The following is a 23291-nucleotide window of genomic DNA, read 5'->3' on the forward strand; positions in this document are numbered from 1 at the left end:
ATTGGAAAAAGGGAGCTTGTGCATTTACAAGCTCCCATACATGTCTTATCGAATTTCTTTAATACGTGCTTTTTTACCGCGAAGGTTACGTAAGTAGTATAACTTAGCACGACGTACTTTACCACGGCGAAGTACTTCGATTTTCGCGATTCTTGGCGTGTGAACTGGGAATGTACGCTCAACACCTACACCGTAAGAAATCTTACGAACTGTGAATGTTTCACTGATTCCGCCACCACGACGTTTGATTACAACACCTTCGAAAAGCTGAATTCTTTCACGAGTTCCCTCAACTACTTTTACGTGTACACGTAAAGTGTCTCCAGGACGGAATGAAGGAAGGTCAGTTTTTAATTGGCCTTTTGTAATTTCTGCGATTAATTGTTGCATATTAAATTCTCTCCTTTAAACAGATGCTCTTATAAAGTCTAAATAAATTACAGCGGAACATCGTTAATACGGCTACTGATTTCAGTAGCACAAGTGTTATAATAGCATATTGCTAGAACTGTTGCAATAGCAAATATATCAAGTCCTTATTTGCCTTCTTTAATCTGTTCTAACCATTTCTCTTCTTGCTTAGACAACTCTCGTTCTTCCAATAAATCTGGTCTACGCGTGTACGTACGACGTAGTGATTCTTTATGTCGCCATTCATCAATATTTTTATGATTTCCCGACATTAATACATCCGGCACCTTCATACCACGAAAATCAGCTGGACGTGTATAATGAGGATGCTCTAATAAACCTGTACTAAATGAATCCTCGACTTGCGAAGCATGATTCCCTAATACTCCTGGCAGGAGACGTACAACACTATCAGTAATAACCATAGAAGCTAACTCTCCACCGGTTAATACATAGTCACCAATAGAAATTTCATCTGTTACGAGATGTTCACGAATTCGTTCGTCATATCCTTCATAATGCCCACATACAAAGATTACATGTTCTTCCTCTGCAAGCTCTTCCGCTTTCTTCTGAGTGAATCTTTCACCCTGCGGACACATTAAGACAACTCTCGGCTTACGCTCTGTCTCTTTCGTTAAATCTTCTACAGCATCAAAAATAGGCTGAGGGGTTAATACCATCCCAGCACCACCACCATACGGATAATCATCTACGCTATTATGCTTACTCGTTGTATAATCGCGGAAATTGACAACACGAAGCTCTACCGCTTCTTTTTCTTGTGCTTTCTTTAAAATTGAAGATCCAAACACACCTGTAAACATATCTGGAAACAATGTTAAAATGTCAATTTTCATTATAGCAACCCTTCCATTACATGAATGGTTACTAATTTATTCTCAATGTTAACTTGAAGCACAACATCATCAATATAGGGAATTAACAGATCTTGACCTTTTGGACGTTTAATTACCCAAACATCATTCGCACCAGGTGATAAGATTTCTTTGATCGTTCCTAATGCCTCTCCCTCTTCTGTTACAACGTTACAACCAATAATTTCATGATAGTAGTATTCTCCCTCAGCTAGTTCACCTAACTGCTCTTCTGGTACTTTTATTAAAGAACCTTTAAATTTCTCTACTTCATCTACATTGTTGTATCCTTCAAATGTTAATAAATCAAATGTCTTATGTTGACGATGAGAAGTTACTTTCACTGGAAGGTAATCTGTACTTTTCTCATTCGATATGTATAAAGTGTTTCCTACTTTATATCGCTCTTCCGGAAAATCAGTACGAGAAATCACACGAATTTCTCCTCTTACGCCATGAGTATTTACAATTTTTCCTACATTAAACCATTTTGTCATAAATAGTATGTCCCCCCTGGTTTCCATATAAATTAAGCATCTCCATTTCACATATGGAACATGCAATTTGTCTTTAAATGTTAAAAAAGGGAGAGGATATAACTCCTCGCCCTTTTTACGTTTATTGAATTTCCAGTGTTACTTTTTCATCGTTATGATGTCCCACTGAATACAAGAGCATTCGAATTGCTTTCGCAACTGTCCCTTGCTTTCCAATGACTTTTCCAACATCCTCAGGATGTACAGTTAATCGATACTTTATCTCTCCGTTGTAAAGTTCCTGTGTAACTTTTACATCTTCAGGATGATCGACAAGAGGCTTGACAATCGTCTCGACTAACTTCTTCATAGTCATTGCCTCAATTACTTACCTTGTTTAGATAAGTGGAATTTCTCCATGATACCTTGGTTAGAGAATAAGTTACGAACTGTATCAGATGGTTTAGCACCATTTCCTAACCATTTTAATGCTGCTTCTTCGTTGATCTTAACTTCAGCTGGTTGAGCAACCGGATTGTAAGTACCGATTTCCTCAATGAAACGTCCGTCACGAGGAGAACGAGAATCTGCAACAACTACACGATAGAAAGGAGTTTTTTTAGCTCCCATACGTTTTAAACGAATTTTAACTGCCATTTATAAAGCACCTCCGAATTTATTTCACACAGATAATTATATTAGCAAAAAGACTATTGCTTTGTAAAGTATTTTTTCTTAACAGAGCCATCTTTTTTTCCTTACATGAATGGAAACTTCAATCCACCTAGTCCTTTTTTCTTACCTTTTTGCATTCCAGTCATCGTCTTCATCATTTTTTTCATATCATCAAATTGCTTGATTAGACGATTGATTTCTTGTACCGTTGTACCGCTACCTTTGGCAATGCGCTTTTTGCGACTAGCATTGATTATTTCCGGTTGTTCTCGCTCTAATTTAGTCATAGAACGAATAATTGCCTCAATATGCCCAATTTGTTTTTCATCAACTTGTGCATTTTTCAGCCCTTTAATTTTATTTGCACCAGGAAGCATTCCTAACAATTCGTCAAGCGGTCCAAGTTGACGTACTTGTCCAAGTTGTTCTAGGAAATCGTCAAGCGTAAACGAAAGCGTACGCATTTTTTGCTCAAGTTCTTTTGCTTTCTCTTCATCAACTGTAGCTTGCGCTTTTTCAATTAATGTTAAGACGTCTCCCATCCCTAAAATACGGGATGCCATACGTTCTGGATGGAACGCTTCAATTGCATCTAGTTTTTCACCCATACCAGCAAATTTAATAGGTGTGTTTGTTACAGCCTTAATAGATAATGCCGCACCACCGCGCGTATCACCATCTAATTTCGTTAATACAACACCTGTTAAACCTAACTGCTCATGGAAACTTTGTGCTACATTTACCGCGTCTTGTCCCGTCATCGCATCGACAACTAGGAAAATTTCATCCGGTTTCGCAACTTCTTTCACTTTCGCTAATTCATCCATTAGTTCTTCATCAATATGCAGACGACCTGCTGTATCAATTAAAACATAATCGTGATGATCTTCTTTTGCTTTTGCAATCGCTTGTTTCGCAATTTCAACTGGACTAACTTGATCTCCTAAAGAGAAAACAGGCATGTCCAATTGCTTCCCTAATGTTTCAAGCTGTTTAATCGCTGCTGGACGGTAAATATCCGCTGCAACAAGCATTGGTTTACGATTATGCTTTTTACGCAGTAAATTCGCAAGTTTACCTGTTGTTGTCGTTTTACCTGCACCTTGCAGACCAACCATCATTATAACAGTCGGTGGCTTATTAGCAACAGCAATTTTGCTTTGCTCTCCACCCATAAGTTCTGTAAGTTCTTCCTGTACAACTTTAATTACTTGTTGTCCAGGTGTCAAACTTTTCATTACATCTTGTCCGACAGCACGTTCAGACACACGCTTTACAAAATCTTTTACTACTTTAAAGTTAACGTCCGCTTCTAAAAGAGCTAGACGAACTTCTCTCATCATTTCTTTCACATCGGCTTCAGAAACTTTTCCTTTGCCGCGGATTTTTTGCATTGTCTGTTGAAGTCGGTCGGCTAATCCTTCAAATGCCATATTGCCGCCCTCCTAATCTAATTTTTCGATAGCTTCAACAACTTGTTTCATTTCTTCATTCACATGCTCTTCTTCGCTGATTAGCTGTTTTAGCTTTGCAACAAGTCGCTGTCGCTCTTGAAACTTTTGAAGTAATACTAATTTATCTTCATATTCTTCAAGCATCGCTTCAGTCCGTTTAATGTTATCATACACGGCTTGGCGACTTACATCAAATTCTTCCGCAATTTCACCAAGAGATAAATCATCTAGATAATAAAGCGACATATAACTTCTCTGTTTTTGCGTTAACAACGATTGATAAAAATCAAATAAATAGTTCATTCTCGTTGTTTTTTCGAGCATGTTGGATCATCCTTTGTTAAGTGATTTCCCTTTACATCAATTAGTTTACATGGAGTACAAAAGAGTGTCAAGTTTTTTTCTTAACATCACATATTTTTATAGAAAAAGAAGCGGGAAATACCGCTTCTTTCACTTATACTTCTTCTGTTTCTACTAAGTTCGCAAATAAACCATACACATATTGTTCTGGATCAAACTGTTGCAGATCATCCATTTGTTCCCCTAATCCAACGAATTTCACCGGTACATCCATTTCGTTTCGAATCGCTAATACAATACCACCTTTAGCAGTACCATCTAACTTCGTTAAAACAATACCAGTAACATTCGTTGCTTCACGGAATGTTTTCGCTTGACTTAAACCGTTTTGTCCTGTTGTAGCATCAATTACAAGTAATACTTCATGAGGAGCTCCTGGTACTTCGCGCTCAATTACACGCTTTACTTTCTCTAACTCTTTCATTAAGTTCACTTTATTTTGTAAACGTCCTGCTGTATCACATAGTAATACGTCTACTTTACGTGCTTTTGCAGCTTGTACAGCATCATACATAACCGCTGCTGGATCAGACCCTGATCCTTGTTTAATCACTTCTACACCAACGCGATCGCCCCATACTTCTAATTGTTCAATCGCTCCAGCACGGAATGTATCTCCTGCCGCCAATAGAACAGATTTACCTTCCGATTTAAATTTATGTGCTAGTTTACCAATTGTCGTCGTTTTTCCTACGCCGTTAACACCGACAAATAAAACAACTGTTAATTGATCCTCTTGCACATTAATTTCGTTACTAAAGTCACTGTCACCTTTGTAAATCCCTACTAATTTTTCTGAAATAACAGCTTGTACTTCTTTTGGATCTTGAATGTTACGACGTTGCACTTCTTCTTTCAATTGATCAATCAATTCCATTACTGTCGAAACGCCAACATCCGCACCGATTAAAATTTCTTCTAATTCTTCGAAAAAATCTTCATCTACTTTACGGTAACGAAAGACTAAATCATTTACTTTATCTGCAAACGAATTTCTCGTTTTTTCTAATCCGTGTTTAAACTTCTCTGTTACCGTATCTGTTTGTTTTGAAATTTTTTCTTTTAACTTTTTAAAAAAGCTCATACTGTCCCATCCTTCCTATTTGCTTGCAACTAGTTCTTCTCCATCATCTAAACGAACCGAAACAAGTTTGGATACCCCTGACTCTTGCATTGTTACACCGTACAATACGTCAGACTCTTCCATTGTACCTTTTCTATGTGTAATTACAATAAACTGTGTCTCATCACTAAATTTCTTTAAATACTGAGCAAAACGGGCAACATTCGCCTCATCAAGAGCCGCCTCTACCTCATCTAGTACACAGAATGGGACTGGGCGCACTTTTAAAATACCAAATAACAGCGCAATTGCTGTTAAAGCACGCTCTCCACCTGACAGTAAACCTAAGTTTTGCAGTTTCTTCCCTGGTGGTTGCGCTACTATATCAATACCCGTATTTAATAAGTCTTCTGGATTCGTCATGACTAAATCCGCCCTACCGCCTCCAAATAATTCAGAGAATACCGATTGAAACTCCATTCGAATTCCTTCAAACGTGGTAGAAAAGCGTTTTTTCATTTCTTCATCCATTTCAGTAATTAGTTGGTGCAATGTCGTTTTCGCTTCTTCTAGGTCATCTTTTTGCTCTAGTAAGAATGTATGACGCTCTGCTACACGCTCATACTCATCAATTGCTCCCAAGTTTACTGTTCCTAGCTCTTCGATGGATAGTTTAATTAGTTTCACCTTTTTACGTGCATCCTCGGCAGGCATCGTCATTGTATACTTCAGTTTTGCTGCTTCAAACGAAATCGTATATGTTTCACGTAAATGTTGTAATCTATTTTCTAACTCTACATCAAGTCGGTTTATTTTTACTTCTTGATCCTTCAACATCTCAAGAATGTATTTATGTTTACCTGTTGTTTCTTTCAGATTACGCTCTAAATGTTCTACTCTCTCTTGTAAAGATATACGTTGTTCACGACGAGAGCGAATTAACTCTGAAGTTTGATTACGATCATATGCTTTCTTCTCAATCATATTCGTAATTTGTTCTTCACCACTTGAATTCGATGTCATTTCTTGTTTTAAGAATGCTAAATCCTCTTTCGTTTTGACAAGCGTTGCATCCGTCTCTTCTTTTTCCTTCGTCAATCGTTCAACTTTTTCTTTCTGATTAGATAAGCGTTGTTGCTTTTCAGCCGCCAACACTTTTAATTCAGTCATTTCTTTTTGAACTTTTTCTTTCGAAGAATGCTGCTCACTTTTTTGTTTTGTTAAAGCTGCGATTTTGCTATCTAATTCTGTAATCTCTGCTTGAAGAGTCGCTAAAATCTTTTCTAGTTCTTCTTTACGCCCTTGTATTTTCACTTGATCTTGTAAGAAGCCTTCAATCTCTAAATCGTAAATAGATAAGCGATCATTAATACGGTGTTCTTCTAATTCTAAACGATTAATTTCTTCTCTTAAATTCTGCTCATCTACACGCTCTGTTTCTACACTTTGCCTTAGTTCGCGTATTTGCACTTCTTTTTCTTGAATCTCTTGTTTTACGGCTTTAACAAAGTTCTCTAACTTCGTTGTTTTTTCTTCCATATCAGTTAACTTGTTCGTCCACTCTTCTAATTCACGTTGACGTCCTAATAAAGAAGATTTCGCCTGTTTTACCGCTCCACCTGTCATAGAACCACCAGGGTTCACTACATCACCTTCGATTGTTACAATGCGATAACGGTATTGTAGTTGTTTCGCCAACTCATTCGCCCCGCGTAAATCTTTTGCAACAATAACAGTACCTAATAAATTCGAAACTACATTTTCATATTTATTGTTATATTGCACAAGTTCTGCCGCCACACCTACAAACGATGGGTGTTGATTTACAATACGTAATTGCTCAAATGATAACGATCTACCTTTAATAACAGCTTGCGGTAAAAACGTTGCTCGTCCATGTTTATTTTGTTTTAAAAACGCAATTGCATCACGAGCATGCTCTTCTTTTTGTACGACAATATGCTGCATAGCTGCACCTAGAGCAATTTCCATTGCAATTTCATATTCTTTCGGTACCGTTAGCAGTTCTGCCACAGCACCCTCGATACCTTGCAACTTATTTTCTCTAGCTTTTAATACTTCACGTACCCCTTGATAGAAACCGGAGTAGTCTTCTTGCATCTCTTCTAGCATTTCTTTTCGAGAACGTGCCTGTTGTACAAATTGATACGCTTGGTACAGTTTTGTTTCATTTTCACTATACTGTGCCTTGCATTTCCCAAGTGCTGCTTCTGTCTTTTGTATGTTCGAAAGGATACCAGCTACCTTTTCTTTCACTTGTTCATAACTTTCCACAAGTTTCGTCTTTTTCGCTGTAATTTCCATACGTATTTCTACATATTTCGCATTTTCTTCATCAAGGCGTTCATTTTTAGAGCTTTGTTGTTTAGATTGTTCTTCAATCATAGATAACTCATTACGATGACTAGCTTGTTGATTTAAAAGTTCAATATAATCACCTTTTAAATTCTCAATTTGTTCCTCTAAATTGTCAGCAAAAGTTGCAAGCAATCGCTCATTATCATGCAATTTTGTCTCCAAATCTTTCACTTGATTCACAAATTGCATCAACACTTCTGTACTTGATTCAATTTCACCATCATAACTTGTAGCTTTCTCTGTCAATTCAACAATTAACTGTTCGAGTTGTGCACAATGCGTCGTTGCATTTTGCTTTCTCTCTTTTAATAACTCACGCTGTCCCTCTAACTTTTCTAGTTCTTTACTAGAAAGAAGAAGTACTTCTTGTAAGGAATCTACAGACTCATCTACCGCTTGTAATTGTCCTCGTAATTCCTCAAGCTCTTCTTCACCTTTTTGTAAATCCGTTGACATTTTAGCTTCTTCGTTTTTATTATGCCCAAACTGATTTCGAAGCGCTTCCCATTTCTCATGTAATTCTTCAATTTCATGTACAATAAGCGCCGCTTCTACTTTCTCTAATTCTTCTTTTTTCTCGAGATAATCTTTCGCAATAGAAGCTTGTCTTTCTAAAGGTTCTACTTGACTACTTAATTCGTGAATTATATCTTGTACACGATTTAAGTTTTCTTGTGTGTCTGCTAATTTCCCTTCAGCTTTCTTTTTACGAAGTTTGTATTTCAGTACTCCCGCAGCTTCTTCAAATACACCACGACGTTCTTCTGATTTACTACTTAAGATCTCTTCAACTTTCCCCTGACTAATAATCGAAAAAGCTTCTCTTCCCATACCAGAGTCCATAAATAAATCAATAATATCTTTTAATCTACATGATTGTTTATTAATATAAAAATCACTATCACCAGAACGAGATACACGACGTGTTACACACACTTCATTATATTCAATCGGTAAACGTTGATCTTCATTATTTAAAGTTATTGTTACTTCAGCAACATTAACTGCTCTTCTCGTATCACTGCCTGCAAAAATAATATCTTCCATCTTTGCACCACGTAATGATTTTGCAGATTGTTCACCAAGTACCCAGCGAATGGCATCAGTAATATTACTTTTCCCGCTTCCATTAGGTCCTACTACAGACGTTACACCCGGGACAAAATCAACAGATACACGCTCAGCAAAAGACTTAAATCCTGCTATTTCTAATCTTTTTAAAAACACGAAAGGCCTTCCTCCTATTCTCCGTTACTATAAATGTTGTTTATACAAAAACAAGCTATTATACGGATTCACTTCCCTTTCATTTACAAATAAAAGGAAAGTTTCATTCTATACACAAGGAATCCCCCTCATTCAAAGGGGGATTCCTTATCGTTGCTCTTTTAACTTTTTCAAAGCTTCTGCAGCAGCTTGTTGCTCTGCTTCTTTTTTCGACTTGCCACTACCAAGACCTAAAGCCACGTTATTTAACGTAACACGTGACACAAATTCTCGATTGTGGGCCGGTCCTTTTTCTTGCAAAATTTGATACTCAATATTGCCACTACCATCACGCTGAATCAACTCTTGTAATTGACTCTTATAATCCATCACATGAGAAAAAGCACCTTCATTAATTTTAGGGTATACAATTTCTTTTAAGAATCCCCATACTGTTTCTAGCCCTTGATCAAGATAAAGGGCACCAATAAACGCTTCAAAGACATCCGCTAATAAAGCTGGTCGTTCACGTCCACCTGTCATTTCCTCACCTTTTCCTAATAAAACAAGGCTACCAAATGACAACTCATTTGCAAAACGAACAAGAGATGGTTCACATACAATAGCTGCACGTAGTTTTGTTAACTCTCCTTCGCTCATTGTCGGATATTTTTGAAACAGATACTGCGATACAGTAAGTTCCAATACTGCATCTCCAAGAAATTCGAGACGCTCATTGTCTTCATGCGGTTTTTTTCGATGCTCATTCACATACGATGAATGCGTAAATGCTTGAGTCAATAATTTTTCATCTGTAAACGTAATACCTATCTTTTCTTGAAATACTTTAAACGCTTCACGATATTTTGTTTCGTATTTTTTTTCTCTATATTTTCGGTACGGCATAGGTCCCTCCAGATATAAGCCGAGAAGCCCCGCTAAAAAACGGGACTTCATTCAAGCATTATAGATGACTCTCTATGTAAGTCACAGCATCGCCAACAGTAGCAATCTTTTCAGCATCTTCATCAGAAATTTCCATTTCGAATTCGTCTTCTAATTGCATTACAAGTTCTACTACATCTAGGGAGTCTGCTCCTAAATCTTCCTTGAAGCTTGCAGCTGGTACTACTTCAGTCTCTTCTACTCCTAAACGATCAACGATGATTTTTGTTACACGCTCTAAAACATCTGCCATTCCATTCACCTCCCCTCAAATATTATATTAAATATTGTCCAAAAAAACTAGCTGAAATCGATTCTTTTATTACATTACCATACCGCCATCAACATTTAACGTTTGACCTGTAATATATTTGCTTTGATCAGAAGCAAAAAACGTTACAGCATTTGCGATATCTTGCGCTTCGCCAAACTGAGCTGCAGGAATTAATTTTAACATCTCAGCTTTTATATTTTCATCCAATACATCTGTCATATCTGTCGCAATAAACCCAGGAGCAAGTGCATTTACAGTAATATTGCGGCTCGCTAACTCTTTTGCTGATGTTTTTGTTAATCCAATTACACCCGCTTTAGCAGCAACATAGTTTGCTTGTCCTGGATTACCTGTTACTCCAACGACAGAAGCGATATTAACAATACGTCCATGACGTTGACGCATCATATATCGAGATACTGCCTTCGTACATAAGAATACACCTTTTAGGTTTGTATTAATAACTGTATCCCATTCTTCTTCTTTCATACGCATTAATAAATTATCTTTCGTTACACCTGCATTATTTACAAGAATATCAACTTGTCCAAATGCATCTACAGTTTGTTTCACCATATTTGTAACGTCTTCAGCATTTGCAACATCTGCTCTTACTGCAATTGCATCCGAACCTAATTTCTTTATTTCATCAACTACTTCATTTGCCTTTTGCTCATTACCAGCATAATTCACTACAACATTTGCCCCTTGTTTCGCTAAATCAATCGCAATCGCACGGCCAATTCCACGTGAAGCGCCGGTTACTAATGCTACTTTCCCTTTTAACATCAGTTTTCTCCTCTCAAATTTGAAATGGTATCTTTTAATGTCTCTTCATCGTATATCGCATATGCTTTCACTGATGAATCAATCGACTTCATAAGTCCAGCAAGTACTTTCCCAGGTCCAATCTCAATAAATGTGTCTACCCCTTGATTCACCATGTATTCAATAGATGGGTACCATAAGACAGGCGAATAGAGCTGTTCGATTAGCTTTTCTTGAATATCTGCACCACTTGTAATAACGTCTGCTGTTACATTTGCAATAACTGGAATATTCGTATCCTGAATTGTAATTTCATTTAAGACACTTTGGAATTTCTCCGCCGCTGGCTTCATTAACGAAGAGTGGAACGGTCCACTTACCTTAAGCGGAATTGCTCTCTTTGCACCATTTTCTTTCGCTCTTTGAGAAGCAATCTCTACTCCTTGTTTTGTTCCAGAAATCACAATCTGCTTCGTACTATTCATATTAGCGATTTGTACTGCATATCCCTCACTTGTTACTTCTTCTGTAACTTGTTTCAACATATGTGGATCAGCACCTAAAATAGCCGCCATTGCACCTTCTCCGCCAGGAACAGCTTCTTCCATATATTCCCCACGTTTCCTTACAGCATATACAGCGTCTTCAAAAGTTAATGCACCCGCTGCTACTAGAGCGCTATATTCACCTAAACTATGCCCCGCGACAAAGTCTGGTATAATATCATACTCTTTTAAAGCTGTCAAAATAGCAAAACTCGTTGTTAATAAGGCAGGCTGTGCATTCGTCGTTAACGTAAGCTTTTCCTGCGGTCCTTCAAAAATCACTTCTGAAAGTGAATCTTTCAACACCTCATCTGCTTTTGCAAACACATTTGCAACCTCTTTATTATTCTCTGCTAACTGTTTACCCATTCCAACTGCCTGTGAACCTTGGCCCGGAAAAAGAAATGCTATTTTTCCCATTTCAAATCCTCCTCTTATTGGAGTGGCTCTTTCTCCATTACGCTTGAAATAGTAGGAATAACTTCTTTCGCTACCATTTCTCTCGTTTGACGAATCGCACTAAATATTGATTGGTCATTGGAAGAACCGTGAGCCTTAATGACAGGAGCTTTCAACCCAAATAACGCTGCTCCTCCATACTCCGAATAATCCATTTTATCTTTTAATACCATAAGTTTTGGCTTTAATACCGCTGCTGCTAACTTGCTCGTAAACGAACTCATTAACTGCTCTTTTAACATAGAGAATAGTGCGAGCGCTGTTCCTTCTAATGATTTCAGCGCTACATTCCCTGTAAACCCATCACATACAACAACATCTGCTACACCTTGCAATAAATCTCTTGATTCAACGTTCCCAACGAAATTAATCGGGGCATCCTTAAGCATTGCAAAGACTTGTTTTGAAAGCTCGTTCCCTTTTCCATCTTCTGTTCCAACGTTTAAAAGTCCAACGCGAGGATTTTTAATTCCCCTTACTTTCTCAGCGTACACAGATCCCATTACTGCATATTGATATAAATGAATTGGTTTTGCATCAACATTTGCTCCAACATCTAGCATAACAAAACCTTCTCCATCAACAGTTGGCATTGTAGGGGATAAAGCTGGTCGCTCAATTCCTTCCATACGACCTACAACAAACAATCCAGCCGCCATTAAAGCTCCTGTACTACCAGCTGATATACAAGCATCCGCTACGCCGTCTTTTACTTGCTGCGCTGCTAGTACCATCGAAGCTTGTTTTTTTCGACGAACCGCTCTTACCGGTTCATCTGTCGATTCAATTTTTTCATCTGTATGAAGTATAGTAATTCGTTCTTCACTCGTTAAGTATTGACGAATTTCCTCTTCTTTCCCTACTAACGTAATATGTAAATCAGAGTATTCTTTAATAGCTTTCATTGCTCCTAATACGACCGCCTTTGGAGCATGATCGCCGCCCATTGCATCTATTGCGATTTTCATAAGTTGTTACCTTCCTCACTATAATTACTAGATCGATACATTTCAAAAGTGCCTGTAAAAACAAGTTCTTCTCCAACGAAGCTACGCACTTTGACAACCGTCCGTCCTTTATCATTCTCTACATCTTCAACGCGCGCTTTTGCAACAACACGCTCTCCTAATTTTACAGGACGAATGTATCGAATGGTAGACTTTGCAGTTAAAGCTAATTCTTCATCAATAACCGCAACAGCTAGTGAGTTGGCTTGGGCAAACAAATGATGCCCACGGGCAATTTGATTTCTTTTAAATACGTGTTCTACCTTCACTTCAAAGATAGAAATCGCGTGTCTATCTAATTCTATATCAATAATTTCTCCGACAACCTCTTCTAACGGTAAAGATTTCACATCTTCTTCATGTTGCTTTGTAGCTACATGTTTAATTCTTTCTCTTAATTCAGGAATAGATAATTCCATACGATCAAGACGTACGGTTTGTATACTCACTTGAAATTTTTCTGCTAAATCTTCATCCGTAATAAAAGGATTCGTTTCTATAGTTTGTTGTAATAATTCTTGTCTTTCTTTTTTACTTCTTCTTTTTTTCATACCGCACCATCCATTTTTATGACTAGGTACTAACAGTAGTATATAATCATTAAAAGTAGAATGCAACAAAAACTTTTGTTGCCTCCCTTTAATCGAGCTTCTCTCCCTGGAACACACCTGTCCCGTCAAGATACGTACGCAGCGAAGCATATTGATCATTATGCCAAAATGCTTCTGAATCTACTAGTAACGCTGCATCTTGTCTAGCTGTTTCTAACGCTCGATAATCATGTACCATATCAGCAACCTTAAATTCTGGTAAACCACTTTGCTTACTTCCAAAGAAATCTCCAGGACCTCTTAACTCTAAATCTTTTTCTGACAATACAAATCCATCATTCGTTTCGGTCATAATACGCATTCGTTCTTTTCCCGTTTCCGATTTTGGATCCGCGATTAATAAACAATATGATTGTTCACTACCACGCCCAACACGCCCCCTAAGCTGATGGAGCTGCGATAAACCGAAACGCTCTGCGTCATAAATAACCATTACAGTCGCATTCGGTACGTTCACACCTACTTCAACAACTGTTGTCGACACAAGAATTTGCACTTTATTTTCACTAAATTGTCCCATTATCTCTTCTTTTTCTTGAGATGATAATCTTCCATGCATTAATCCGACTTGACATTTCCCTTGATAATGATGGGTCAGCATACTATGTAAGTCGATAGCATTTTGTACATCAAGTTTCTCAGATTCTTCAATAAGGGGACAAATTACATATGCTTGTCTTCCTTTTTTTATCTCTTTCTCCACAAAGCCGAGAACACGATCTAACATATCATGTTTTGCCCAGTATGTTTCAATTACCTTTCTACCAGCTGGCATCTCATCGATTATAGAAACATCCATCTCTCCAAATGCAGTAATTGCTAACGTACGCGGAATTGGGGTCGCCGTCATAAATAATACGTCTGGACTTTCACCTTTCTCCCTTAAAACTCGTCGCTGCGCTACACCAAATCGATGTTGTTCATCAGTAATAACGAGACCTAACCTATGAAAGATAACTTCATCTTGAATTAAAGCATGTGTTCCAACAAGGATATCTATTTCTCCTTGTTCTAATTTCGCCAAAATCTCTCGACGTCTCGCGCCTTTAACAGAACTTGTTAACAATTCAACCTTCATTCCAAAATGCGAGAACGTCTCTGCGAGTGATTGATAATGTTGTTCTGCTAAAATTTCCGTAGGAACCATTAAAGCACCTTGATAATGTGCTAATTTCGCTGCATAAAGGCCAATGGCTGCAACAACTGTTTTCCCAGAACCTACATCACCTTGCAACAGACGATTCATCCGATAAGGAGATGTCATATCGTTCATAATTTCATTTACAACCCGGCGTTGCGCGCCAGTTAACGGAAACGGAAGTGCATCGATAAACTCTTGCAATTCTGCTAAAGGGATTTCTTTTTTCGTCCCTTTCGAATTTTCCCTCTCCATTTTCCGTAATGTTTGCATTTTCAGCTGAAACAAGAAAAACTCCTCATATACAAAACGGCGACGTGCTTGTTTTAAATCTTCCTGCCCCGCTGGAAAATGCAACGCCCGAAGCGCTTCATAACGCGGCAATAATTTATATCGACTTAGCAATCCATCAGGTAACACCTCGGCTATAGAGTCTCCATACTCCTTTAACGCTTGTGCAATAAAACGGCGCATCTGTTTTACTGTAAGTTTCCCTTTCACTGAGTATACAGGCTCTACTTCTTGTTGACGTACTACTGGTCCAAAATGAAGCTCTGATACCGCAATCGTTTGACGGTGCTGATCCCATTTACCAGTAATCGTTACCGTTTCATCTAAATTTAACTTCTGCTTATAGTACGGCCTATTAAAACATACAGCTGTAATTAAATAACGACCGACGAGAACACGAACCGTAAGACGCGACTTCTTCTTCCCATAATATTGCAGCAAAGGAGCACTATGAACTTTCCCCTCAACTGTTACACGTTCATCATGCTTTACTTCAGCAAGATCTTTCATCGCATAATCTTCATAACGGTACGGAAAATGTTCTAATAGATGAGAAACTGTATAAATTCCCATCTCGTGTAGTAATTCAGATGTTTCTCCTCCGATTCCCTTTACATCCGTAACAGGAACTTGTACAACTTCATTCAAGATTCTCACGCTCCGTCACATTATTTTCTTTGATTCATTCCATTCATTATCCATTAACATGATTGACATCTGTAATCGCTCTCTTTCACCCTATATATTCTATCATAGGCATTCTAAGAGAAACTACTCAAATCCCTCATAAGCAACACGAAAGAAAAGAGCCTCACTTTTAGCAGCAAGGCTCTTTTTTATCTTCAATATGCTAGCCTTTTGAATAAAAACTAGTAATAAACTTCATATTACTACTTCTTATTCATTAGCAAGTAAGTAATCCATTTATTTTCAAAACGAATTTTTTCTTATTCTACAGAGAAGATGAAAGAATACACCGGTTGGTTTCCAGCATGTACTTCTACTTCTGCATCTTCAAAATTCGCTTCTACAAATTCAACTAGCGCAGCTACTTCTTCGTCAGTTGCATCTTCACCTTGTAGAATCGTTACGATTTCAGAATCTTCATCAATAAGTGCTTCTAGTAATTGCTTCGCAGCTCCTACTTTTTCAGCATTTGTTGATACGATTTTTCCATCTGCGATACACATGAAATCATCTTTTTGAATTGCTACACCATCAATTTCCGTATCACGTACAGCATACGTAATTTGACCGGTTTTCACATGAGATAAAGCTTCTTTCATGTTTTCTTCATTCTCTTCTAACGTTCCAACTGGATTAAATGCTAACATTGCAGCCATACCTTGAGGAACTGTTTTTGAACGAACTACAATCACTTCTTGATCCACAACTGATGCTGCTTGTTCTGCTGCCATCACAATATTCCCGTTATTCGGTAAAATAATGATTTTTTCAGCATTCGCTTCTTCAATCGCCTTCACAATATCCTCCGTACTTGGATTCATCGTTTGGCCACCTTCGATAACTTTCGTCGCGCCAATGCTCTCAAATAAAGTTTTGATACCAGATCCCATAGCTACAGTTACGATACCGTACGGCTGTTTCTCTTTAGACTGGCCAGTTGGCTCAGGCATCATAGCAGGCTCATCTAATAAAGCAGTATGCTGTTCACGCATATTCTCTACTTTAATCTTGATTAAACTACCGTAACGCTGTCCGTAGTTCATAGCGTCTCCAGGATGTTCTGCATGGATATGAACTTTTACAATTTCATCATCAGATACAACTAGTAGAGAATCACCATATACACTAATATCTTCACGGAATTTTTGTTCAGAGAAATTATGTTCTTTCACTTTTTCAGCTTCTAATTTCACCATGAACTCCGTACAATATCCATACTCAATATCTTCTGTACTCAATTGGCTTTGTACACTACGGTGATGTTCTGCGCGCACCATTTCATTCATAGATGGTTGCATCGGCGCATCAGAAGAGATTGTTTCTCCCTTTAAGTCAGCTAAAAATCCTTCGTATACAACAACAAGACCTTTACCACCGCTATCTACAACGCCAACTTGTTTTAATACAGGTAATAAATCTGGCGTACGATTTAACGATGCATTTGCTTCTTTCACAACGTCTTCCATAAACAAAACAAAGTCGCGCTGTTTTTTCGCAACTGTTACTGCATATTTACCCGTTTCTCTAGCAACCGTTAAAATCGTTCCTTCAATCGGTTTCATAACCGCTTTGTAAGCCGCCTCTACTCCAGCCTCTAAAGCTGCAGCAAAATCAACTGTTGTTAATTCTTCTTTTTGTTCAATGGATTTCGAGAAACCACGGAACAACTGAGATAAAATAACTCCAGAGTTACCACGAGCTCCCATTAATAATCCTTTGGCTAAACTTACGCCGACTTTACCAGCATGTTGTGAAGGATTTGCTTTCACTTCACGTGCGCCTGAAGTCATAGATAAGTTCATGTTTGTACCGGTATCGCCATCTGGAACTGGAAATACGTTTAATGCATCAACAAGCTGAACATTATTTGTTAAATTATTCGCTCCTTGCATGATCATTTGTGATAAACGTTTTCCATCAATTTTTTGAATTGACACAGATTTTCCTCCTTAATGCACATTACAAGTTTATTACTTTAACTCCTTGTACGTAGATGTTTACAGAATCTACTGCTAGTCCTACAGTTTGATCTAATGTATATTTCACTTTCGTCTGCACGTTATGTGCTACTTCTGAAATTTTCGTACCATAACTCACAATAATATACATATCAATATGTACTTCATCTTCATCTTTACGAACAATAACACCTCTAGTGAAGTTTTCTTTTCGTAAAATGTCTGTTAATCCATCTTTTAACTGATTTTTTGATGCCATACCTACGATACCGTAGCAATCTACCGCGGCACCTCCAGCAATTGTTGCAATTACATCTGTACTAATATCAATTTGACCGTACTTCGTTTTAATTTCAATTGACATCTCGTTTTCCCCCTTCATAAATGGTGAAAGTGAGTTAGACTACTTTAGTTACTATCATATAATCTTTTTAAAGAAAATTCCATCGTTCTTTCTTTTCACTCTCATATTTTATGTTTTAAATCACATTTTTTATGATGAGCAAAATAGTCCATTGTTATTATACAACATGTACCACTATAATATGTCAAGCAATTTTTCTTGATTTCAACTTTTCTTCATTAACATATAGTGTCAAGTAATTTTTCTTGATTTCTTTTTTCTACAGTGTTGCATTCTCTTTTTAGTTGTGTTAAATTATAGTAGTGTTTTTAGCATCGCATAAAAGACTAACATTGAAAAATTACGTATGGTAAGGTATCAAGGGAGGGAAATATAAATGGCTCGTGTTTGTGCTATTACTGGAAGAAAAGCTCGTTCTGGTAACTCTCGTTCTCACGCAATGAACGCTACAAAACGTAAGTGGGGCGCTAACCTTCAAAAAGTTCGCGTACGCATCGACGGAAAAGTTCAACGTGTTTACGTTTCTGCTAGAGCATTAAAATCTGGCAAAATCGAACGTGTTTAATAATAAAAAAAAGAGCCGCTAGGCTCTTTTTTTACTATACCAATGAAAAAAGCACCGGTAATAGGTGCTTTTTTTAATCTTTTTTGAAGGTATTTAACATGGCACGAACAATTCCACCAAGAAATTTAGGTAACTTAATTGTATAAAATCTCATGGTTTCCCTCCTAATCCCCATTACTCCACTTGTTCACTATATGATGTAAGGAGCAAAATTGTTTCTTCAATCAGTGCTTCTTATCACCATTAATATGCCAGAAGTAAATGAAAAAGTACCTTTTTCCTTAACGAGTTCATTACTAATACAAAGTGTTGATCCCCATTCTATTGTTTTATTAATTAGAGGATACTTAAAACCAAGTAATGTAATCCCTTCCACTATTTCAGTAACCGGTACAAAAGATACATAAGGGAAATCTTTATTTTCTTCAATTATATGTGTACCCACTTTTTTCACGCTTATTTCATTTTTATTGTCTACAATACACATTTCTATCTCTACTTCTAACCCTTTTAAAAGCATCTGTATATTCGCTAAACCGTGATCCAACCTTCCGCCGGTAGCACCAAAAATACGAATCAATGTTGGCTTTTGTTCTAAGGCCCAGTTAATCGCAATTTCTAAATCTGTTTGATCTTTTTCACGAGGAACAATATGTAAGTCATTTGTTTGCTGCCCCATCCATACTAATTCCTCTTCAGTAACCGAATCATAATCTCCAAACGCAACAGTTGGAGTAATTCCTCCTTTTAATAAACGATATACTCCTCTATCAACTGCCGCCCACACTACTTTCTCATTTTCATATCGAGAAAAATCTGCACAATATTCCGCAGGTCCGCCCGCTAAAATATGAATAATCATGTTTCCTTCCCCTTCTATTGTAAAAAGGCAATCTGCCATTCGGTAGATTGCCTTTTTACATATTTTTTCTCTATCCTTTATAAATAGTGAAAACTTACTACACTAGAAGATTCACTGGGATAAAGACTCGTTCATTCATTATCCACGAATGACACGAATTGCTTCACCGCGGTCTTTTTGATTGTATACTGCTGATCCAGCTACAAGTACATTTGCTCCTGCTTCAACACAAAGTCGTGCTGTTTCAGCGTTTACACCACCATCAACTTCAATTTCTACTTCTAGATTGCGCTCTTTAACCATTTCTGCAACTTGTTTAATTTTCGGTAATACAGAATGGATAAATTTCTGTCCACCAAATCCAGGGTTTACTGTCATAAGTAATACCATATCGATATCTTCTAATACATGCTCAATCGTTGAAACTGGCGTATGCGGATTTAATACAACTCCCGCTTTAATGCCGTGAGATTTAATTAACTGAATTGTACGATGCAGATGAGGGCATGCCTCTACATGAACAGTAATAATATCCGCTCCTGCTTTTGCGAAAGTAGGGATATAGTTATCAGGATTTTGAATCATTAAATGTACATCTAATGGTAACGATGTAATCGGACGGATTGCTTCTACAATTAATGGTCCAATCGTAATATTCGGTACGAAATGTCCATCCATTACATCAACGTGAATGTAATCCGCTCCACCTTTTTCTACATCTTTAATCTCTTCCCCTAATTTTGAAAAATCTGCTGATAAGATCGATGGTGCAATTTTAATCATAACTAATACCTCGGCTTTCTCTCTCTAATTTCTTCTACGAATTGTTTGTAATTCTTATAACGGTATTCTGTAATCTTCCCTTCTTCAACCGCTGCCTTCACAGCACATTTCGGTTCAGAAAGATGTGTACACCCTCTAAATTTACAGTATTGGCTCGCCTCTTTCAACTCTGGAAAACAATATGTAAGATCTTCTACTTCTATATCTATGAAATCAAGCGAACTAAAACCAGGTGTATCTGCAACTAGTCCGCTTCCAATCGCAATTAATTCCACGTGTCTTGTCGTATGTTTCCCGCGCCCTAAATGCGAGGAAATATCATTCGTTTTCAATTCTAACTCTGGACGTAAAACGTTAAGCATAGAAGATTTTCCAACACCAGATTGCCCTGCAACGACAGAAACACAACCTTCTAAGAATGGTTTTAAAATATCAATACTTTCCGATGTATTTATAGAAGTAAATAATACATCATATCCCATCTCACGATAATCATTTGCATAAGATTCAACAGTCTCTCTCATTTTTTCATCCACTAAATCCATCTTACTAATGCAAATAATCGGCTTAATGTTATGATATTCAATCAGCACTAAAAATCGATCTAACAGTCCCGGATTAAAATCTGGTTCTACTGCAGAGAAAACGAGAATTGCTTGATCAACATTAGAAATAGGAGGCCTAACAAGTTCATTTTTTCGATCAAATACTTCAAGCACGTATCCTTCACTTGGATTATCAGCTTGAAAGACAACTTGGTCTCCTACCAGTGGTGTAATTTTATTTTTTCTAAACACACCACGCCCGCGACATTGTGTAATCCCTTCTTCATGCTGTACATAATAAAACCCGCTTAGAGCTTTTACAATTTTTCCTTCTGGCATATAATTCTCCTTTATTTTGTATAAAGTGAAGCTGTAATTAATATGGGATGGATTAGAATTCTTTAAATAATGATTTCAAAACCTGTCATATATACAAGTTAATATATTTAATCTACCATCAAATTTAAAATATTATTTATAACAGTATCACTTTTATAGCTTTTTGAATCATATATTTTTGCCTGTTATACAGTCCACTATATGTAGACAGCATAACAGGCAAGAGTAATGAATTCCATCCTCTCTAGAACGAAAATGAAATTCATTATTATTGAGTTGGGTATGGTACTTCTTTGTCGATAATCGTTACACCGTCTCGTACAATTTTATAGTGTGCTTTTGTACCTTCTTGAATTACGAATTCTAATGAAATAGTTGCCGACTCTGAAATTGTTCTAGTTTCAATTGGTCTATCCATTTTTTGTTGCATATCTTCTTTATAAATTTCTATCGTTTGCGGTTTTTTCTCACCTATTATAGAAGACTCATACGGAATAGAAATATTATCTACTTTCACAGTTTTCGTTACTTTCGGCTTAGGACCATCTGAGATGATAATCGTCACTTTATCTCCTTCTTTTAACGGCGTTCCTGGTTTTGGAGATTGCGAAATTACAAGTCCTTTATCAACAGTATCGGAGTACTCTCGTTTTATATCTGGAGTTAGTTTTCTCTCATTCAAATAACCATTTACACTATTTTCAGTCCATCCTGAAAAATCACCTGGTCTAATTTGATAAGGACCTTTACTTACCCAAATTTTCAGTTCTTGTTCCGCTTCTACTACCATTTGATCCGGCGTCGGAATTTGCTCAACGATTTCACCTTTTGGTCTATCATTTTCAATATAATTTATTGTAACTTGTTTATATTTTTCTTCTAATTCAGACCTTATGCTCTCAAAATCTTTTCCTGTGAAATCACTCATCTTACTTTTCTTTTTTCCACCTGATTGATAGATAGTAATTTTAGAGTTTTCTTTCACGACTCTTCCTGCCACAGGGTCTGTTTTTATCACATCACCGGTTTCAACATCATCAGTATATACAATATTAGGTTCCGTAACCTCAAAACCCTTTTCAACTAATGTATTTACTGCTGTCGTATATTTCATTCCAGCCACATCAGGAACCTTCACATCTTTTGGAATAAAGAATCCCGGAATAACAGTAAGCGCTAACGTTATTCCAATCGCTAAAAGTAAAAATGTCGTAATTAAAACTTTAAGCCATTTATTACTTCGTTTTTTCTTCTTATTTAAATCAGTTTCTTCTTTTCTTTTCTGTTCATCCACTTTACTTCCTTTTAAAACAATTGTTTCATCAGTTACATTTTCGAATAATTGTTCCTGTTGAATAATCGGAATCGCTTTTGTCGCTTCCATATCTTCCGGTATGTAAAATGGCTGCTCATTTATCCTCTCTGGATATAGCGCAGTTTCAATATCTCGTTTCATCGCATTGGCAGATTGATATCGATGAAACGGATCTTTCGCAGTTGCCTTTAATATAATATTTTCGACACTTTGCGGAATATTTTCATTCCATCTTTTTGGAGACGGAATTTCACTTTGTAAATGTTTTAAAGCTATAGCAACAGCAGATTCGCCAGAAAACGGTTGTCTTCCTGTTAACAACTCAAACATAACAATCCCTAGGGAATAAATATCTGATTGTTTATTTGCTATCCCGCCGCGTGCTTGTTCTGGTGATAAGTAATGCACCGAACCGAGTACCGAATTTGTATGTGTAATTGTTGTTGCACTTGTAGCTGTCGCAATTCCAAAATCTGTTACTTTTATTACTCCATCAGCTCGAATTAAAATATTGTGCGGTTTAATATCACGATGCACAATTTCAAAATGATGGGCGTGCGCCATGGCGGATGTTAACTGCTCCATTATATCAAGAGCTTCTCCTATCGGTAACATCCCTCGCTCAATTATGTATTGCTTCAATGTTTGTCCTGGTACATACTCCATTACAAGATAATATATACCATCTTCTTCTCCGACATCATACATATTCACAATATTTGGATGCGACAACGTTGTAACAGACTGCGCTTCTCGATGGAAACGTTTAATAAACTCTTCGTTATTTGAATAGTCGAGTCTTAATATTTTTACCGCTACATCCCGGCCCAGTATATCATCATGAGCTAAATACACATTGGCCATTCCACCGCCACCTATCATTTTCAGCAGCTTATAACGGTCATTTAAGCGTTTTCCAATCAGCACGTT

At 37.2% G+C, this 23291-nt stretch carries 24 protein-coding genes; 1 reads left to right on the top strand and 23 read right to left on the bottom strand.

Features of this window, described 5'->3' with window-relative positions:
• Window positions 1-45: 45 nt before the first annotated feature.
• The 18 genes from rplS to DN390_RS09795 all read right to left on the bottom strand — a co-directional run bounded on the left by rplS (window position 46) and on the right by DN390_RS09795 (window position 17952).
• Entirely contained in the window at window positions 46-390 is a 345-nt protein-coding gene (rplS, locus tag DN390_RS09710; RefSeq protein WP_001186516.1) for a 50S ribosomal protein L19, read from the bottom strand.
• A 146-nt stretch (window positions 391-536) separates the two neighbouring features.
• Entirely contained in the window at window positions 537-1271 is a 735-nt protein-coding gene (gene trmD / locus DN390_RS09715) for a tRNA (guanosine(37)-N1)-methyltransferase TrmD (RefSeq protein WP_060631993.1), read from the bottom strand.
• A complete protein-coding gene (gene rimM / locus DN390_RS09720) occupies window positions 1271-1786 on the bottom strand; it encodes a ribosome maturation factor RimM (RefSeq protein WP_060631994.1) in 516 nt (171 codons plus the stop codon). The genes trmD and rimM overlap by 1 nt, the downstream gene beginning before the upstream one ends.
• Window positions 1787-1907: 121 nt before the next feature.
• Window positions 1908-2135 (bottom strand): KH domain-containing protein, encoded by a 228-nt coding sequence (locus DN390_RS09725; RefSeq protein ID WP_060631995.1) that lies wholly within the window; start codon window positions 2133-2135, stop codon window positions 1908-1910.
• A 14-nt stretch (window positions 2136-2149) separates the two neighbouring features.
• Entirely contained in the window at window positions 2150-2422 is a 273-nt protein-coding gene (rpsP, locus tag DN390_RS09730) for a 30S ribosomal protein S16 (protein ID WP_000268750.1), read from the bottom strand.
• Window positions 2423-2523: 101 nt separating this feature from the next.
• Window positions 2524-3873 carry a signal recognition particle protein gene (gene ffh / locus DN390_RS09735; RefSeq protein ID WP_000863460.1) on the bottom strand — a complete coding sequence of 450 codons (1350 nt, stop codon included), beginning with the start codon at window positions 3871-3873 and terminating at the stop codon, window positions 2524-2526.
• A 12-nt stretch (window positions 3874-3885) separates the two neighbouring features.
• Window positions 3886-4218, bottom strand: coding sequence for a putative DNA-binding protein (locus DN390_RS09740; protein ID WP_000891061.1), 333 nt, complete (start codon window positions 4216-4218; stop codon window positions 3886-3888).
• Window positions 4219-4351: 133 nt separating this feature from the next.
• On the bottom strand, window positions 4352-5341 hold the full coding sequence (ftsY, locus tag DN390_RS09745; protein ID WP_060631996.1) for a signal recognition particle-docking protein FtsY: 990 nt from the start codon (window positions 5339-5341) through the stop codon (window positions 4352-4354).
• Between the two features lie 15 nt (window positions 5342-5356).
• Window positions 5357-8926: a chromosome segregation protein SMC gene (gene smc / locus DN390_RS09750; RefSeq protein ID WP_097949886.1), complete on the bottom strand. Its 3570-nt coding sequence runs from the start codon at window positions 8924-8926 to the stop codon at window positions 5357-5359.
• Between the two features lie 147 nt (window positions 8927-9073).
• A complete protein-coding gene (rncS, locus tag DN390_RS09755) occupies window positions 9074-9811 on the bottom strand; it encodes a ribonuclease III (RefSeq protein ID WP_060631998.1) in 738 nt (245 codons plus the stop codon).
• Between the two features lie 58 nt (window positions 9812-9869).
• Window positions 9870-10103: an acyl carrier protein gene (gene acpP, locus DN390_RS09760; protein ID WP_000786062.1), complete on the bottom strand. Its 234-nt coding sequence runs from the start codon at window positions 10101-10103 to the stop codon at window positions 9870-9872.
• A 69-nt stretch (window positions 10104-10172) separates the two neighbouring features.
• Complete coding sequence (gene fabG / locus DN390_RS09765) at window positions 10173-10913, bottom strand: 3-oxoacyl-[acyl-carrier-protein] reductase (RefSeq protein ID WP_147807267.1); 741 nt, start codon at window positions 10911-10913, stop codon at window positions 10173-10175.
• Entirely contained in the window at window positions 10913-11857 is a 945-nt protein-coding gene (fabD, locus tag DN390_RS09770) for an ACP S-malonyltransferase (RefSeq protein WP_147807268.1), read from the bottom strand. The genes fabG and fabD overlap by 1 nt, the downstream gene beginning before the upstream one ends.
• Window positions 11858-11871: 14 nt before the next feature.
• Complete coding sequence (gene plsX / locus DN390_RS09775) at window positions 11872-12864, bottom strand: phosphate acyltransferase PlsX (RefSeq protein WP_000684108.1); 993 nt, start codon at window positions 12862-12864, stop codon at window positions 11872-11874.
• Window positions 12861-13454, bottom strand: coding sequence for a transcription factor FapR (fapR, locus tag DN390_RS09780; RefSeq protein ID WP_000747352.1), 594 nt, complete (start codon window positions 13452-13454; stop codon window positions 12861-12863). Before fapR ends, plsX begins: the two co-directional genes overlap by 4 nt.
• A gap of 88 nt (window positions 13455-13542) precedes the next feature.
• Window positions 13543-15591, bottom strand: coding sequence for an ATP-dependent DNA helicase RecG (gene recG, locus DN390_RS09785; RefSeq protein WP_147807269.1), 2049 nt, complete (start codon window positions 15589-15591; stop codon window positions 13543-13545).
• 299 nt (window positions 15592-15890) lie between these two features.
• On the bottom strand, window positions 15891-17567 hold the full coding sequence (locus tag DN390_RS09790) for a DAK2 domain-containing protein (protein WP_060632002.1): 1677 nt from the start codon (window positions 17565-17567) through the stop codon (window positions 15891-15893).
• 22 nt (window positions 17568-17589) lie between these two features.
• Window positions 17590-17952: an Asp23/Gls24 family envelope stress response protein gene (locus tag DN390_RS09795; protein ID WP_000021109.1), complete on the bottom strand. Its 363-nt coding sequence runs from the start codon at window positions 17950-17952 to the stop codon at window positions 17590-17592.
• Between the two features lie 376 nt (window positions 17953-18328).
• Between DN390_RS09795 and rpmB the strand changes: the two genes are divergently transcribed.
• On the top strand, window positions 18329-18517 hold the full coding sequence (gene rpmB, locus DN390_RS09800; protein WP_000124776.1) for a 50S ribosomal protein L28: 189 nt from the start codon (window positions 18329-18331) through the stop codon (window positions 18515-18517).
• 73 nt (window positions 18518-18590) lie between these two features.
• Here the strand turns inward: rpmB and spoVM are convergent, their stop codons facing one another.
• From spoVM to prkC, 5 genes are all read right to left on the bottom strand, one after another.
• The gene (gene spoVM / locus DN390_RS09805; protein ID WP_001213599.1) at window positions 18591-18671 is read right to left on the bottom strand and encodes a stage V sporulation protein SpoVM; all 81 of its coding nucleotides are present in this window, start codon (window positions 18669-18671) and stop codon (window positions 18591-18593) included.
• A 66-nt stretch (window positions 18672-18737) separates the two neighbouring features.
• Window positions 18738-19418, bottom strand: coding sequence for a thiamine diphosphokinase (locus tag DN390_RS09810; protein ID WP_141439137.1), 681 nt, complete (start codon window positions 19416-19418; stop codon window positions 18738-18740).
• Between the two features lie 99 nt (window positions 19419-19517).
• Entirely contained in the window at window positions 19518-20162 is a 645-nt protein-coding gene (gene rpe, locus DN390_RS09815; protein ID WP_060632004.1) for a ribulose-phosphate 3-epimerase, read from the bottom strand.
• Window positions 20163-20164: 2 nt separating this feature from the next.
• Window positions 20165-21046 carry a ribosome small subunit-dependent GTPase A gene (rsgA, locus tag DN390_RS09820; protein WP_060632005.1) on the bottom strand — a complete coding sequence of 294 codons (882 nt, stop codon included), beginning with the start codon at window positions 21044-21046 and terminating at the stop codon, window positions 20165-20167.
• 268 nt (window positions 21047-21314) lie between these two features.
• The gene (gene prkC / locus DN390_RS09825; protein WP_097949890.1) at window positions 21315-23288 is read right to left on the bottom strand and encodes a serine/threonine protein kinase PrkC; all 1974 of its coding nucleotides are present in this window, start codon (window positions 23286-23288) and stop codon (window positions 21315-21317) included.
• Window positions 23289-23291: the final 3 nt, after the last annotated feature.

This window comes from Bacillus sp. SH7-1 (assembly GCF_008042405.1).
Classification (GTDB): Bacteria; Bacillota; Bacilli; order Bacillales; family Bacillaceae_G; genus Bacillus_A; species Bacillus_A thuringiensis_N.